The 15,733-nt window shown below is 70.7% G+C and carries 14 protein-coding genes; 12 read left to right on the forward strand and 2 right to left on the reverse strand.

All coding sequences use genetic code 11. The annotated features are described in order from the left end of the window. Positions 1 to 94: 94 nt before the first annotated feature. On the reverse strand, positions 95 to 802 hold the full coding sequence (locus EHO50_RS01965; RefSeq protein ID WP_128428037.1) for a response regulator transcription factor: 708 nt from the start codon (positions 800 to 802) through the stop codon (positions 95 to 97). A gap of 78 nt (positions 803 to 880) precedes the next feature. Further along, complete coding sequence (locus EHO50_RS01970; protein ID WP_128428038.1) at positions 881 to 2,389, reverse strand: esterase/lipase family protein; 1,509 nt, start codon at positions 2,387 to 2,389, stop codon at positions 881 to 883. Positions 2,390 to 2,974: 585 nt separating this feature from the next. Between EHO50_RS01970 and EHO50_RS01975 the strand changes: the two genes are divergently transcribed. The 12 genes from EHO50_RS01975 (at position 2,975) to EHO50_RS02030 (ending at position 15,703) form a co-directional block, all read left to right on the forward strand. Beyond that, positions 2,975 to 3,997, forward strand: coding sequence for a lytic transglycosylase domain-containing protein (locus EHO50_RS01975; protein WP_128428921.1), 1,023 nt, complete (start codon positions 2,975 to 2,977; stop codon positions 3,995 to 3,997). A gap of 54 nt (positions 3,998 to 4,051) precedes the next feature. After that, complete coding sequence (locus EHO50_RS01980; protein WP_128428039.1) at positions 4,052 to 5,119, forward strand: sigma-70 family RNA polymerase sigma factor; 1,068 nt, start codon at positions 4,052 to 4,054, stop codon at positions 5,117 to 5,119. A 332-nt stretch (positions 5,120 to 5,451) separates the two neighbouring features. Next, a complete protein-coding gene (locus tag EHO50_RS01985; protein WP_128428040.1) occupies positions 5,452 to 6,402 on the forward strand; it encodes an ABC transporter ATP-binding protein in 951 nt (316 codons plus the stop codon). Next, positions 6,399 to 7,169, forward strand: coding sequence for an MlaE family ABC transporter permease (locus tag EHO50_RS01990; protein WP_128428041.1), 771 nt, complete (start codon positions 6,399 to 6,401; stop codon positions 7,167 to 7,169). The genes EHO50_RS01985 and EHO50_RS01990 overlap by 4 nt, the downstream gene beginning before the upstream one ends. Positions 7,170 to 7,181: 12 nt before the next feature. Further along, entirely contained in the window at positions 7,182 to 7,997 is an 816-nt protein-coding gene (locus tag EHO50_RS01995) for an MlaE family ABC transporter permease (protein ID WP_048584423.1), read from the forward strand. A gap of 8 nt (positions 7,998 to 8,005) precedes the next feature. Further along, a complete protein-coding gene (locus EHO50_RS02000) occupies positions 8,006 to 9,274 on the forward strand; it encodes an MCE family protein (RefSeq protein WP_246100984.1) in 1,269 nt (422 codons plus the stop codon). Next, entirely contained in the window at positions 9,271 to 10,329 is a 1,059-nt protein-coding gene (locus EHO50_RS02005) for an MCE family protein (protein WP_128428042.1), read from the forward strand. The genes EHO50_RS02000 and EHO50_RS02005 overlap by 4 nt, the downstream gene beginning before the upstream one ends. After that, on the forward strand, positions 10,326 to 11,489 hold the full coding sequence (locus EHO50_RS02010) for an MCE family protein (protein ID WP_246100985.1): 1,164 nt from the start codon (positions 10,326 to 10,328) through the stop codon (positions 11,487 to 11,489). The genes EHO50_RS02005 and EHO50_RS02010 overlap by 4 nt, the downstream gene beginning before the upstream one ends. A gap of 26 nt (positions 11,490 to 11,515) precedes the next feature. Further along, positions 11,516 to 12,631 (forward strand): MCE family protein, encoded by a 1,116-nt coding sequence (locus EHO50_RS02015; protein WP_128428924.1) that lies wholly within the window; start codon positions 11,516 to 11,518, stop codon positions 12,629 to 12,631. Then, positions 12,628 to 13,929 carry an MCE family protein gene (locus EHO50_RS02020; RefSeq protein ID WP_128428043.1) on the forward strand — a complete coding sequence of 434 codons (1,302 nt, stop codon included), beginning with the start codon at positions 12,628 to 12,630 and terminating at the stop codon, positions 13,927 to 13,929. Before EHO50_RS02015 ends, EHO50_RS02020 begins: the two co-directional genes overlap by 4 nt. Then, positions 13,926 to 15,215, forward strand: coding sequence for an MCE family protein (locus EHO50_RS02025; RefSeq protein WP_128428044.1), 1,290 nt, complete (start codon positions 13,926 to 13,928; stop codon positions 15,213 to 15,215). Before EHO50_RS02020 ends, EHO50_RS02025 begins: the two co-directional genes overlap by 4 nt. 23 nt (positions 15,216 to 15,238) lie before the next feature. Then, complete coding sequence (locus tag EHO50_RS02030; RefSeq protein WP_128428925.1) at positions 15,239 to 15,703, forward strand: hypothetical protein; 465 nt, start codon at positions 15,239 to 15,241, stop codon at positions 15,701 to 15,703. The last annotated feature ends 30 nt before the right edge of the window (positions 15,704 to 15,733 follow it).

The following is a 15,733-nucleotide window of genomic DNA, read 5'->3' on the forward strand; positions in this document are numbered from 1 at the left end:
CCAGTCAAGCGAACCCGTCTGACAGCTCCCAGACAGATCCCGGACACATGGTCGATGTGATCCAGGCCATAACTTGATCCAGGCCATGACTGGCTTACGGCCGTGTCGCCCGGCCCAGCCAGTAGCCGAAGCCCCGCCGGGTGTGGATCAGCGCCGCCTGCTCGCCGTTCACCTTGCGGCGCAGCCGTGAGACGAGCCGCTCGACCGCGCCGTCGGTGGGCGGGTCGTCCCAGACGTGCCGTCCGATCTGCTCCTTGGACAGCACGCGTTCGGCGTTCACCAGCAGGTGGCGCAGCAGGCGGTACTCCGCGGGCGTGAGCTCGATGGTGCGCTCACCGCGCCGCGCCCGGCGGGTGGCGTGGTCCAGCACGAGGTCGCCGTAGCGCAGCGCGCCGTCCCATCCGGCGGGCTCGGTGCTACGCACCAACTGCCTTGCCCGGGCGAGGACTTCTGCCACTCGGCCCGACGCCGCCCTGCCCCCCTGCCCGTCGGCGCCGGGGCCGCCCCCGGGGAGACTGCCCAGGAACTCTCCGCTCCCGGTGAGCAGCAGCACGGCCGGGCGGTCGGGGGCGAGGAGACGGCGACTGTGCCTGAGCGCGTCGGTGTCCGGCAGCGTGACATCGAGGATCACCAGATCGAACCGGCGCTCGGTGAGCCGGACGGTGGCCTCGGTGGCACGGTCCACCGCGACGGTCCGGTAGCCGGCGAGTTCCAGCATCGCGCAGAGCGGCTCGGAGGTGCGGGGATCACCGGCGACGAGCAGGACATCCGGTACCGCGTCGGTCGACGGCGGCTTCGGCATACGGTCACTTTACTCAGGTCTGCCTCGCATCATCCGCGCCGGTCACGTCGGCCGACCTGCTTTTCTGCCCTCGCCGCGTCACGTCCAGGGCGTGGCGACGAGCCGGATGCGTGCGTCGCGGCCGACGAGGGGTGCGGCCGTGGTCGGCAGTTCGATGTGCGCGACCCAGCGCTCGGGGGTGGGGTCCTCGTCGACCCGGGGCTCTCCGGCGACGTGGTGGTCGCGGATGGCACCTTCGATGTCCGAGTTCCAGGCGGCCCAGATGCCGGGGCCGGCCTCCGGTGTGCCCACGTCGATGACGAGGGTGTCGGCGAAGTCGGCGGTCTGCTCAAGATGGTCGCCGAGATGGAGGATGCCGTGCCGCTCGCGCAGGGAGATGAGCCGCAGTTGGAGGATGAACCGCATCGGCTCGCCCGTGGACTGCCTCAGGCCGCTGTTGAGGAAGGTCGTCGCCAGCGACACCGACGCCTCCTGCCCGTCCGGGACCGCGTCGAGCTGGATCGGGCACCAGTGGGCGGCGAGCCTCTCGTGCATCACCACGGGCAACCCGCGCACCGACAGCCGGGCCTCGGCCTGCCATACGACGTCCCCGTCCCCGTCGTCGGACAGCCGGTAGTCGACCAGCGATGCCTCGATCCTGGTGTCCCCGAAGAGAAACCGCCGCAGGTTCTGGTACCCCTCCTCGGAGTTGACCATCCCGTAGCGCCCGCTGTGGCTGCGGTGCACGAAGGCCCGGTGGGCGCCCGGCACATACGCCCGCTCGAGCTGCACGAGCCCGTCGCTGCGCGGCCCGACGGCGGCCGAGGACAGCCCGAGGGCGACGTCGTAGTCCGCCGGGTCGGTCCCCACTAGACAGAAGACCCGCTCGACGGGGAGCGTCCCCGGCCCGGTGGGCATCACGCGGGCGTCCCAGTCGCCGGGCGGGCCGTCGGGGTCCAGGCGGTCCTGCGGGGTGAGGTACTCGTACATCCGCCGGGGGCCGAAGATGTCGGCGCCCTGGATGCCGAGCTTGTCCCGGATCCGCTCCGCCCATCCGCCCCCGACGTCGAAGGTGATGCCGCCGTGCGGGGTGCCGTAGGTGAAGAACTTCGCGACGCAGTCGGCGGCGGCGCGGCCCCGCTCGGGCAGGATCTTCTGCAACAGGCACCGGCAGATGAGCCCGCCCATGGAGTGGGCCACGAGGATGACGGCGGGCGCGCCGGTCTTCTCACGCAGCCGGTCGATGAGGCCCAGCAGGTCGGCGGCGGCGTTCTCCAGCTGGTACTCCTCGGGGCTGCCGCCCCAGGTGGTCGCCGAGCGGTCGTAGAAGCGGTGGATCCAGATGGAGTGGGCGGGAACCTCCGCATGTTCGGCGAGGTAGGCCTCCTGGTCTCCCTTCACCAGCAGTTCGTAGCCCTCCTCCCGCAGCAGGCGCAGCAGCGGGCCCTCGAACTGGTGGAAGCGCGGCTCGTTGTGCGCGCCTACGCGGACGTGCACGGAGCCTTCGTTGAAGCCGTAGAAGGGGTCGTCCACGGCCTTGTCGATCCCTCGGGTCCCGCCGGCATACCCCCGGACGTAGACGATGGGCAGTCTGCGATTGTCGTCCACGCCATGCCTCCAGAACGCCGGGGTCCACCCCTCCTGAGTAGAGCAAGTCCGCAAGCCCGGCCTCCGGTAGTAGCCCGGAACGGTGACGCCACGGCTGGGCGGGCTTGTAGGGGGTCAGCCGGGGCGGCTTGTAGGGGGTCCGTCGTGGCGACCCGTCGGGGTCCGCTGCGGCGGCCTGTACGGGTCCGCGGGAACGGCCCGACCCAAGCCCGCGAGAGCCGCCAGCCCAGAACCCACCGGAGGCAGCCAGCCCACAACCCACCGCAGGTGCCCCGTGCAGAACCCGCCGCAGGCAGCCCGCCCACAACCCACCGCAGGTGCCCCGTGCAGAGCCCACCGCAGGTGACCCGCCCAAAACCCACCGCAGGCAGCCCGCCCACAACCCGCAGCAGGTGACCCGCCCAGAACCCACCGCAGGCACCCCCCGCCGAAGCCGCCGCAGGCACCCCCCGCCGAAGCCCTGCGACGGACCCACCCCTCTCCCCCGTAGAGCAGACGACGGACAGACGTCTGCAGGGAGGGGAACAGAACGTGGCAGGGCAGGGAGTCAGAGCCGGCAGAGGTACGGCGGTCGCGGTGGCGGCGATGGTCGTGCTGACCGCGTCACAGGCGCCGGGGGCGGTTCCGGCGCGGGCCTCGGCGCCGGCACCGGGGCGGGCGCCCGCTGAGCACGGCCCGAGCGTGTCCGGCGACACCCGGTACCGCACCGCGCTGCCGCCGCTGCGGACCGGGAAGCGCGCCGGCGCCGGGGCACCGGCGGAGACGGCCGCGGCGCTGCCGGCGAGCGTGTTCGCCGCCTACCGGCGGGCCGAGGAGCGGCTCGCGCGCGAGGCGCCCGGCTGCCGGCTGCGGTGGCAGTTGCTGGCGGCGATCGGGCAGGTGGAGTCCGGGCAGGCGCGGGGCGGCCGGGTGACGTCGGACGGTACGACCGTCACGCCTATCCTGGGCCCACGGCTGGACGGCGTGGCCTTCGCCCTGATCCGGGACACCGACGGCGGCGCCCACGACGGGGACACGGCGTACGACCGCGCGGTCGGGCCGATGCAGTTCATCCCGTCGACCTGGGCCCGCTGGGGCGCGGACGGCAACGGCGACGGGCGTACGGACCCGAGCAACGTCTTCGACGCGGCCCTCGCCGCCGGGCGCTACCTGTGCGCGGGCGGGCGGGATCTGTCCGTCCCGGCCGAGCTGGACCGGGCGATCCTCGGCTACAACCACTCGACGGCGTATCTGCGCACGGTCAGGGCCTGGTACGCGTACTTCCTGGAGGGGCACCGGGTGGTGCCGGACAGCTCCACCGGCTCCTCGGCCCGCCCCGAACCCTCACGGTCACCCGGGAAGCCGGACGACGACTCCTCACCGGCTCCCGCCCCCCGGCGTCCGACCACCACCCCGCCCCGCACGCCGTCGACCCCCGCCTCCCCCTCCCCCACCCCGTCCCGCCCGGCCACCGACCCCGAGGAGACGGAGGAGCCGCAACTCCCCCTCCCCACCCCGGACATCGAGCTCCCCGGCGACGACCTGCCGGCCGGCGACGGTCCGCTGACCAGTAACAGCGCGGACTCGATGACCGCCACCCCCTCCACAACCGCCGATACTCGGCGGTAATGTCGCGCACCGCCGAACGGCACGAGATCGGCGGGTGAGCGCGAAGGGGCCCTCATGGCGACGGACATGCCTGCGGAGACGGATGCGGCCGACGAGCGTTGGCAGCGCATGTGGAGCCACCGTGAGCAGCTGCTCAGGGTGGCCCGGCGCAGGTCGATGAGTGCGGAGGACGCCGAGGACGCGGTGCACGAGGCCATGCTGCGCGCCGCCGAGCGCCCCGACCTGGACGACGAGCGGCTCGCCGCATGGCTGACGACGGTGACGATGCGGCTGTGCGTCGACCGCTACCGGCAGGTGAACCGCGAGGCAGAGGTGCGCACCAGCCCGACGCTCATCGCCCCCGGCCCCGTGCCCGTCGAGGAGGCGGTGTGCGACCGGGCCGAGGCGAAGTGGCTGGCGGTGCGCAGTGGTGAGCTGCCGGCGCGGCAGGCCGAGGCGCTGTGGCTGAAGTCGGAGGACCTCGACGTCGGGCAGGTCGCCGTCAAGATGGGGCTCAGTTACCGGACCGTCGAGTCGCTGCTGGCCCGGGCCAGGCGGACGCTGCGGCAGTCGCTGGCCGCCACGCTCGGGTTCGCGTTGTTCCTGATCGGGTGGGGTCGGCCGCGCGGCGGTGGAAAGGTGCACGCCGTGGCGGTGGCTTCGACGGCGGCGACGCTGGCGGTGGCGGGGTTCGTGCTGCCGTACGCGCTCGACGGCAGCGGGGACGGGGGCGGCTCGGCGCCTCGGCCCGCCGTCGCCTCGCCGGACGGCTCGGAGGCGCTGCGGGGCGACGACAGTGGTGCGGGTGCGGACCGTACGCCTCGGGGGAACACGCCCACAGCGACATCGGGCGAACGGAGGGCCCCGGAGTCCCCGGCGGGCGAACCGTTCCTCCCGTTGTCCGTGCCGTCACTGCCGGAGGTGCCGGACGCCCCGGAGGTCCCGGTGTCCCCGCTGCCGGTGCTGTCCGCACCGGAGGTCCCGCTGTCCCCCGAGGTGCCGGACGTGCCGGAACTGCCCGAGGTCCCCGACCTTCCGGCGGTGCCCTCCGTCGATCCGACGGACACGGTGGCGGTCCCGGACGTCTCCGCCGCCCTGCCGTCCGCCTCGCTGCCCGCACCGACGGCAAGCGCACTGCCGTAGCCCCGCCAGGGCGACCGCAAACCCACCCGGCAACCCGCCCGGCAACCGACCCAAAAAGCCCGCCACCCCAGCGCACCACCGATCCGACGGACACGACGGCAACCCCGGACATCTCCGCCACCGCACCGTCGCGCACCGCGCCCTCCTCGCTCCCCTGCCGAGAGCGGACGCACTGCCGTAGCCGCGCACACGCGACCGTAAGCCACCTCGAATCACCCGCCCGAAACCCGCCCGAAAAAAATCCGCCACGAAAACGACGGACGCCCGCCCCCTCCCCGTAGAGCAGATGTCAGAGCCGCTGTAGCTGCTCCACGGGCCGAAGGGTGGACCGGATGGGTGTCGAGATCTGTGTGGAAGGGCTGACCAAGTCCTTCGGTCACCAGGTCATCTGGCAGGACGTCTCACTGACGCTGCCCGCCGGGGAGGTCTCGGTCATGCTCGGCCCCTCGGGCACGGGCAAGTCGGTGTTCCTCAAGACGCTCGTCGGACTGCTGAAGCCGGAGCGTGGCTCGATCACGATCCAGGGCCGGGACATCACGAAACTGCGCGAGCACGACCTGTACGAGGTGCGCAAGCTCTTCGGCGTGCTGTTCCAGGACGGCGCGCTGTTCGGCTCGATGAACCTGTACGACAACATCGCCTTCCCCCTGCGCGAGCACACCCGTAAGTCCGAGAGCGAGATCCGGCGCATCGTGCTGGAGAAGATGGACATGGTCGGGCTGATCGGCGCCGAGGGGAAGCTGCCCGGCGAGATCTCCGGCGGGATGCGCAAGCGGGCGGGGCTCGCCCGGGCCCTGGTGCTCGATCCGGAGATCATCCTCTTCGACGAACCCGACTCGGGCCTCGACCCGGTCCGCGTGGCCTACCTCAACCAGCTCATCGTCGACCTGAACGCCCAGATCGACGCGACCTTCCTGATCGTCACCCACGACATCGCCTCGGCCCGCCAGGTCCCGGACAACATCGGGCTGCTGTTCCGCCGCGAGCTGGTCATGTTCGGGCCCCGCGAGGAGCTGCTGACCAGCGACGAGCCCGTCGTACGGCAGTTCCTGAACGGCCGTATGCAGGGCCCGATCGGCATGGCGGAGGAGAAGGACGCCGCCCAGGTCGAGCAGGAGCTGGCCGCCCTGGGCGACGAGGGCAAGGGCACACGATCTCCCGGCAGTCAGGCTCTGACTCCCCGCCTGCTGCCGGGTCCAGGTATCCCGCGGCCACCCCGCTGGGAGGCGATCGCCCGGCGGGAGGCGGAGCTCAGGCACCGGAAGGTGGTGGCGGACGTATGAGACTGTCGCCCACCGGAGCCCTGCGGCAATCGGGGAGCCTGTTCGCGATGGCGCTGGACGTCGTCCGGACGATTCCCCGTCGGCCGTTCCAGGCGCGGGAGTTCATCCAGCAGGCGTGGTTCGTCGCGAGTGTCACCATCCTGCCGACGGCTCTCGTCTCCATCCCCTTCGGCGCGGTCATCGCGCTGCAGATCGGCAGCCTGACCCGGCAGCTCGGCGCCCAGTCCTTCTCGGGCGCGGCCTCCGTGCTCGCCGTACTGCGCGAGGCCTCGCCGATCGTCACCGCGCTGCTCATCGCGGGCGCCGGCGGCACGGCGATCTGCGCGGACCTCGGGGCGCGGAAGATCCGGGACGAGATCGACGCGATGCAGGTACTCGGCATCGACCCGATCCACCGCCTCGTCGTGCCGCGCGTGCTGGCGTCGATGGTGGTGGCGGTGCTGCTCAACGGCCTGGTGTCGGTGGTCGGCGTGGCGGGCGGCTACTTCTTCAACGTCGTCCTGCAGAACGGCACCCCCGGCGCCTACCTCGCCTCCTTCACCACCCTCGCCCAGCTCTCCGACCTGTGGGCGGCCGAGGTCAAGGCACTCGTCTTCGGTGCGATCTCCGGGATCGTCGCCTCGTACAAGGGGCTCACGGCGAAGGGCGGACCGAAGGGTGTGGGCGACGCGGTGAACCAGTCGGTGGTGATCACCTTCATGTTGCTGTTCGTGACGAACTTCGTGATGACCGCGGTGTACTTCCAGGTCGTCCCGCAGAGGGGTTAAAGGGTTCAACCGATGAGACTTCTCGATCGCCCTCTGCGCTCACTCGAGGCACTGGGCACCCAACTCTCCTTCTACGGCCGCTCGTTGGCGTGGACCGGCCGCACCCTGCGCCGCTACAAGAAGGAGATCCTGCGACTGCTCGCCGAGGTGAGCTTCGGCCGGGGCGCGCTCGCGGTGGTGGGCGGCACGGTCGGCGTGATCGCCTTCCTGTCCTTCTTCACCGGCACCGAGGTCGGCCTCCAGGGCTACGCGGCCCTCAACCAGCTCGGCACCTCCAACTTCGTGGCGTTCCTCTCGGCGTACTTCAACACCCGCGAGATCGCCCCGCTGGTGGCCGGACTCGCGCTCTCGGCGACCGTCGGCGCCGGGTTCACGGCCCAGCTGGGCGCGATGCGGATCAGCGAGGAGACCGACGCGCTGGAAGTCATGGGCGTGCCCTCGCTGCCGTTCCTGGTGACGACGAGGATGATCGCCGGGTTCGTCGCGGTGATCCCGCTGTACGTGATCGGCCTGCTGTCCTCGTACCTGGCCGCCCGCACGATCACCACCGGCTACTACGGCCAGTCGGCCGGCACCTACGACCACTACTTCCAGCAGTACCTGCCACCGGTGGACGTGCTGTGGTCCTTCGGCAAGGTGCTCGTCTTCGCCGTCCTGATCATCCTCGTCCACTGCTTCTACGGCTACTACGCGAGCGGCGGCCCGGCGGGCGTCGGCGTGGCGGTGGGCCGGGCGGTGCGGACCTCGATCGTGGCGATCAACGTCCTCGACTTCTTCCTGTCGCTCGCGATCTGGGGCGCCAACACGACCGTACGGATAGCGGGGTGAGCCGCCGGATGCGGGTCCGAATGCGGACGCGGGTACTGAGACTGCGGTTGTACGGCATCGTCTTCATCGCCGTACTCGCCCTGCTGCTGGGGCTGTCGGTCGCGGTCTATCAGCAGGCGTTCACGCCGGTCGTGCGGATCACCCTGGAGGCCGACAGCCTCGGCAACCAGCTCGATCCGCGGGCCGACGTCAAGCTGCGCGGGCTGCTGGTCGGCGAGGTGCGCGAGGTGCGGGCGGACGGGACGAAGGCGACGCTGGACATCGCGCTGAAGCCGGAGCACGTCGCGTACATCCCGTCCGACGTGCACGCACGCCTGCTGCCCAAGACACTGTTCGGCGAGAAGTACGTCGACCTGGTGCCGCCCGCCGGCGCCGGGGCCTCGTCCGCCCGCCCGATCCGCGCCGGGGACGTCATCACCCAGGACCGCACCCGGGTCGGCATCGAGGTGCAGCAGCTCATGAACGACCTGCTGCCCCTGCTGCGAACCGTGCAGCCCGGCAAGCTCAACGCCACCCTCTCCGCCTTCGCCACCGCCCTCGACGGCCGCGGCGACCGGATCGGCGACAACCTCACGCGCCTGGAGGCCTACCTGCGCCGCCTCAACCCCCATCTGCCGTCCCTCACCGAGGACATCGCCCGCTTCGCCGAGGTCGCCGAGGTGTACGGCGACGCGGCGCCCGACCTGATGGAGATCCTGCGCAACACCGTCACCACGAGCCGCACGATCGTCGACCAGAAGGACAGGCTGGCGGCCGCGTTGAAGACCACGACGACCGTCGCGGGCACCGCCGAGGACTTCCTCGACGACAACGGCGGCCGGCTGATCACCCTGGGCCGGGTCTCCCGCCCGACCCTGGAGCTGTTCGCCCGCTACTCCCCCGAGTACCCGTGCCTGCTGGCCGGTCTGGTCCGGCAGGAGAAGGCCTCGGAGGAGGCGTTCCGGGGCGGCAAGATGCACATCACGCTGGAGGTCGTACGGCCGCAGGGAGCCTACGAACCGGGCGAGGAGCCGCGCTACGGCGAGCGGTCGGGGCCGAACTGCCGTGATCTGCCGCATCCGCCGGTACCGGCGCCCGGGGCGCACCTCGACGACGGCTCCAAGTCCGGCGGTTCGGCTGCGGGCGGCCCGCTCGGGGTCTCCGCGACCCGGGCCGAGCAGCGGGCGGTCGGCTCGCTGGTGGCCCCGGTCCTGGGCGTGCCCGCCGACGAGGTGCCGCCGGTCACGACGCTGCTGTTCGGACCGCTGGCGCGCGGGACGGCGGTGAGTGTGGCATGAGTCGTACGACAGCCAAGGGCGCCCGGCAGACCGCCGCCCCACTGATCAAGTTCAGCCTCTTCGCGCTGGTGACGATCCTGGCGACGGCCCTGCTCGCGGCCACCATCGTGAACATCTCCTTCAGCCCGAAGGACACCTACCGCGCGGTCTTCAGCGACGTCACGGGCCTGGAGAAGGGCGACGACATCCGCGTCGCCGGGGTGCGGGTCGGTGAGGTCGAGGGCATCCGGATCAAGGACCGGACGCTGGCCGAGGTCACCTTCACGGTCAGCCAGGACCGGCCGCTGCTCACCGGCACGGGCGCGGTCATCCGGTACCGCAACCTGGTCGGGCAGCGATACGTCGCGCTGACCGAGGGCGCGGGCGCCGGGACCCGGTTGCGCCCCGGCGCGACGATCCCGCTCTCGCGCACCCAGCCCGCCCTGGATCTCAACGCCCTGCTGAACGGCTTCAAGCCGCTGTTCGCCGCGCTCAGCCCGAAGGACGTCAACCAGCTCGCCACCGAGATCATTCGCACGCTCCAGGGCGAGGGCGGCACCGTGAACAGCCTGCTCGTGCACACGGCGTCGCTCACCTCGACGCTGGCCGGCCGCGACAAGCTGATCGGCTCGGTGATCGACAACCTCAACACCGTGCTGGGAACGCTGGACAAGCGCGGCGCTCGCTTCTCCGGCCTCCTCAAGCAGCTGCGCCGCGTCATCTCCGGCCTCTCCGCCGACCGCAAGCCCATCGGACAGTCGCTGGTGAGCATCGGCGACCTGACGGAGGCCACCTCGGGCCTGCTGAAGGACGCACGCCCGCCGCTGAAGGACGACATCGCCGAGCTGACCGAGCTCACCGGAACGCTGAACGACAACGAGAAAACCGTGGAGGGCGTGCTGAAGCGGCTGCCGAACAAGCTCAACGAGCTGACCGGGACGGCGTCCTACGGCTCGTGGTTCAACTTCTACCTGTGCGACTTCGACGGCCGGATCGTGCTGCCGAAGACGAAGTCGACGTCACAGCAGGTACTCACGCCCGATCTGCACGTGGCGAGGGCGAGGTGCGGGGCATGAGCCGCAAGAACCGTCCGGAGCCGATGTTCAAGGTCCGTGTGGAGCCACCGAAGCTGCCGCGGATACCTCTGCCGAAGGTACGGCTCCTGCCGCGCCGCAAGCCCCGCCGCCAACCGCTGATCAGGGTGCGGGTCGAGCCGCCCCGCATACGGCTCCCCCGCATCCGCCGCCCGCACCTCTCCCCGTTCCGCGAGCGCAATCCTGTCGTCATCGGCGCGGTCGGCCTCACCGTGCTCGCGCTGCTGACGGTGGCCGCCTTCAACGCGGACCGCCTCCCGGTGATCGGCGACGGCGAGACGTACAGCGCGGCCTTCGCGGAGGCGGGCGGGCTCAAGCCCGGTGACGAGGTGCGGATCGCCGGAGTCAAGGTGGGCAAGGTGGAGGAGGTCGACCTGGACGGCGACCACGTCAAGGTCACCTTCAAGATCAAGGGCGAGCCGGGCTTCGGCACCGAGACCGGCGCGTCGATCCGCATCAAGACGATCCTCGGCGCGAAGTACCTCGCCCTGCACCCCAAGGGCAAGGGCCAGTTGGCGCCCGGCAGCGAGATACCGCTCAAGCGCACGGTCCCGGCGTACGACGTCGTCCAGGCCTTCAGCGACCTCACCACCACGACGGAGAAGGTCGACACCGACCGAGTGGCGAAGGCCATGGACACCATCTCCACCACCTTCGAGGACTCCCCCTCGGAGGTACGGGCGTCGATCAAGGGCCTGTCGCAGATCTCCCGGACGGTGGCCTCCCGCGACAAGGCGCTGCGCGAACTCCTCGACCACGCGAACGGCGTCACGGACGTACTTGCCGACCGGTCGTCGGACTTCACCACCCTGGTCAAGGACGGCGACAAGCTGTTCAAGGAGATCAGCAGGCGGCGCGAGGCGATCCACAGACTGCTGAAGAGCTCCGCCGCGCTCGGCATCCAGCTCTCCGGCCTGGTCCAGGACAACGACAAGGAGATCGGGCCCGCGCTCGAGGGCCTGAACCGTGTGGTGGAGATGCTCGAACGGAACCAATCCAGCCTGGACAGGAGCATCAAGCTCATGGCTCCTTATGTGCGGCTCTTCACCAACACCCTCGGCAACGGCCGCTGGTTCGACTCCTACGTCCAGAACCTGGTCGCCGCTCCGGTGGTGCCGCGGACGGGAGGGCCGGCACAGTGAACATCCCCGTCAAGGTGAGAAAGCGGCTGGCCCTGTTCACCGCGCTGTCCCTCCTCGCCGCGCTCACCTACGTCCTGTGGCCGCGCCCCGAGCCCGTCCGCGTCACGGCGTACTTCCCGCGCACCGTCGGCATCTACCCCGGCTCGGACGTGCGCGTCCTCGGCGTCCGGATCGGCGAGGTCAAGGAGATCACGCCGGAGGGCGGCCGAGTGCGGGTGGAGCTGGAGTACGAGGCCGACCGCAAGGTCCCCGCGGACGCGCAGGCGGCCGTCATCAACTCCTCGGTGGTCAGCGACCGTTACGTACAGCTGCTGCCGGTGTACCGGGGCGACGGTCCGGTGCTGCGGACCGGGGACGAGATCCCCGAGTCGCGCACGGCCGTACCCGTCGAACTGGACCGGGTCTTCGACAGCCTGCACACCACGGCCGAGGCGCTCGGCCCCGAGGGCGCCAACAAGGACGGCTCGCTGTCCCGGCTGCTCGGGGTGAGCGCGGAGAACCTGGACGGCCAGGGCAAGAACCTCCACCAGACGGTCGAGGACCTCTCCAAGGCGGTCACGACCCTGTCCGACGGCCGCACGGACCTGTTCGGCACGATCCGCAACCTCCAGGTCTTCACGGCGGCACTGGCGGCCGACGACAAGAGCGTGCGGTCGTTCAACAGCAGCCTCGCGCAGGTGGCCGATCAACTGGCGGGCGAGCGCAAGGACTTGGCGGCGGCGCTGAAGAACCTCGGGACGGCGCTGGGCGACGTGTCGGCCTTCGTGAAGAAGAACAAGAAGTCGCTGACCTCGAACGTGGAGGGTCTCAGCAAGGTGACCAAGGTGCTCGTCACCCAACGGGCGGCGCTGGAGGAGTTGTTGGAGGTGGCCCCGACAGGCATGTCGAACCTGAACAACGCCTACAACCCTGCCGCCGGCACCCTCGACACCCGCAACAACGCCGACCAGGCGCAGGACCCGGCGTCGCTGCTGTGCTCGGTGCTCAGGACGACCGGCGACGAGGGCGGCAAGAACCCCGACTGCGCGGAGCTGAGGGAACTGTTCGACTCGCTGCCTCAGGTGCCGGAGGCGCCGCAGGGCACCGCGGTCACGGGCACGGTGGACCGGACGCTCGGCGGAATCCTGGGGGCGAGCGCATGAGCAGGCTGCGTAAGGGCGGGGCCGGGGCGATGGCCTGGGCGGCGGTCGGTTCGCTGCTGCTGACCGGCTGCGAGTTCAACGGCTGGTACGACGTCCAGCTGCCCGGCGGAGCCGCCTCGGACGGCGACGCGTACCACGTCACCGTCGAGTTCCGGGACGTCCTCGACCTGGTGCCGCAGTCGGCGGTGAAGGTCAACAACGTCACGGTGGGGGCGGTCGAGAAGGTGGAGCTGGACGGCTGGCACGCGCGCGTGCGGCTGCGGGTCGCCGACTCGGTGAAGTTGCCGGCCAACGCGATCGCCGAGCTACGCCAGACCAGCATGCTCGGCGAGAAGTACGTGGCGCTGTCGAAGCCGCCGGGCACGGCCCCGGTCGGCCGCCTCGGCGACGGCGATGTGATCCCGCTGTCCCGCAGCGGCCGCAACCCGGAGATCGAGGAGGTGCTGTCCGCGCTGTCGGCCCTGCTCAACGGCGGCGGCGTGGCCCAGCTGAAGACGATCACCGTGGAGCTGAACAAGGCGCTGGAGGGCCGGGAGAACCGGGTCAAGTCGCTGTTGAAGGAGCTCGACACGTTCCTGGGCGGCTTGGACAAGCAGAAGCAGGACATCGTCCGGGCACTGAAGGCCGTGGACCGCCTCGCCAAGCGCCTCGGCAAGGAGAAGGAGACCATCGCGGAGGCCGTCGACACGATGCCACCGGCCCTCAAGGTCCTGGCCGACCAGCGACGCGACCTCACGAGGATGCTCACCGCGCTGTCGAAGCTGGGCAGGACGGGCACCAAGGTGGTCAACGCCTCGCACGACGACACGGTCGCCAACCTGAAGCAGCTGCGCCCGATCCTGCAACAGCTCAACAAGGCGGGCGACGACCTGCCCAACTCCCTCGAACTGCTGACGACCTACCCCTTCCCACGCAACGCGGTGGACGCGATCAAGGGGGACTACGTCAACCTCCACATCACCGCGGACCTCGATCTGGCGGGGATCTACGGCAACTTGACGGACGAGCCGGGTGACGGCCAGGGCGGCAACGAGGAGCCCCCGGGCCCCGAGCTCCCCGAGACCCCAGACCTCCCGGACGTACCGGATCTGCCGAAGGTGCCGGACGTCCCGGGCGTGCCGACGCCCACGGCGTTGCCGAACGGACCGGCCGCGCCGTCTCCTTCGGCCCCGTCCGGGGGCGGCGGAGACCTGCTGTGCCCGCCGGTGTGCAACGCCGCCTGGGCGGCTGCGGGCGACTGGCCCGAGGGGATCAACCTCGAACTCGCCGAGCTGATGCTGAAGGGGGTCCAGCCGTGATCACCCGTACGGTCAAGGTCCAACTGCTGGCCTTCGCCACCATCACCGCCGTAGGTGTGTCGTACGTAGGCGCGGAGTACACCGGCCTGGTGGACGAAGTCCTGGACCGCGGCTACACCGTCCGCGCGGACTTCCCCGACTCCGGGGGCGTGTTCCCCGGCGCCGAGGTGACGTATCGCGGGGTGCCGGTGGGCAAGGTCGGCGCGCTGCACCTGACGGGCAAGAACGGGGTCTCGATCGCCCTCGACATCGAGGACGGGGCGCCTCGCATCCCCGCGGACACGCTGGCGGTGGTGGCGAACCGCTCGGCGGTGGGCGAGCAATACGTCGACCTGCAGCCGCGCACGTCCCACGGCCCGTACTTGCTGGACGGCAGCGACATCCCGCGTCGGAACACCCGGGTACCGCTGCCGACGACCGACCTGGTCCTCAGCCTGGACCGCCTGGTCAACTCCGTCGGCAAGAAGGACCTCCGGGTGACGATCGACGAACTGGGCCAGGCCTTCTCCGGAACCGGCCCGAACCTGAGCCGCCTGGTGGACTCGGGAAACGAGCTGGTCGAGTCGGCATCGGACGCCCTGCCGGAGACGATCGCGTTGATCGAGGACTCCAGGAAGGTCCTGAAGACCCAGGCGGACCAGGGCTCGTCGATCAAGTCGTTCGCGAGCGACCTGGCAGCCCTCTCGGCCCAGTTGAAGGCGAGCGACGGTGACCTGCGCAAGCTGATCGGCAACGCGAGGCCGGCCGCACAGGAAGTGAACTCCCTCCTGAAGTCGGTCGCCCCGGAGCTGTCGGTCCTGCTGGCCAACCTGATCAGCGGCGGCCAGGTGACCCTGGCCCGCCTGCCCGGCGTGGAACAGGCCCTGGTCACCTTCCCGGTGATGGTGGCGGGCAGCTACACGGTCATCCCCGGCGACGGCACCACCCACTTCGGCATGGTCGTTAACGCCGACGACCCCCCGGCCTGCACCCAGGGCTACGGCACGACGCGCCGCGACCCCGCCGACACGAGCACACGCGAGGCGAACACGAACGCCCGCTGCACGCTGCCGCGCGGGAGCGAGTCGTCGGTACGGGGCGCGCAGAACGCCCCGGGTGCGTCGCGCTCGTACGGCGGCGCGAACCAGGCGACGTACGCCTCGCCGTACGTCACCCCCTACGACCCGGAGACCGGCACCACCACCGGCCCGGACGGCAGGAACGTCGAGATCGGCTCGACGGGCGGCCAGCGGGCCGTGTTCGGAAAGGAGTCGTGGCAATGGCTGCTAGTTGGCCCGATGGCATGAGAAGCATCGTGACCTCCAGGGCAATGACGGCGGGACTGATCGCGGCGACGATCCTCACCACAGCACTGACGATCTGGCTGACCCTGGGCTTGCTCGAACAACGCGAGGCGGATGAGCACCGCCAGGACATCCTGGCCGCAGCCCGCCAGTCAGCCCTGAACTTCACCTCGCTCGACTACCGCCACTACGACCGCGACAGCGCGAACGTCCTGGCAGCCGCGACCGGCGACTTCAAGAAGCAGTTCGCGGCACAGACGGACCAGTTGACGGACTTGGTGGCCCAGAACAAGTCGGTCTCCGAAGGCCAGGTCCTGGAGGCCGGCATCGTCCGCTCCGACGAGAACTCGGCCCGCGTCCTGGTGGTCGCCGACAGCAAGGTGACCAACACGGCGGTCCCCCAGGGAGAGGCGCGCACGTACCGCCTGCAGCTGGACCTGGTCCACCGGGACGGCCGCTGGCTGACGTCGAACGTCGAGTTCGTCGGCTGACAGGCACAGGCACGAGTAAGGAGTACGACC

Origin of the sequence: Streptomyces cyaneus (genome assembly GCF_004028635.1) — a bacterium.
Classification (GTDB): Bacteria; Actinomycetota; Actinomycetes; order Streptomycetales; family Streptomycetaceae; genus Streptomyces; species Streptomyces cyaneus.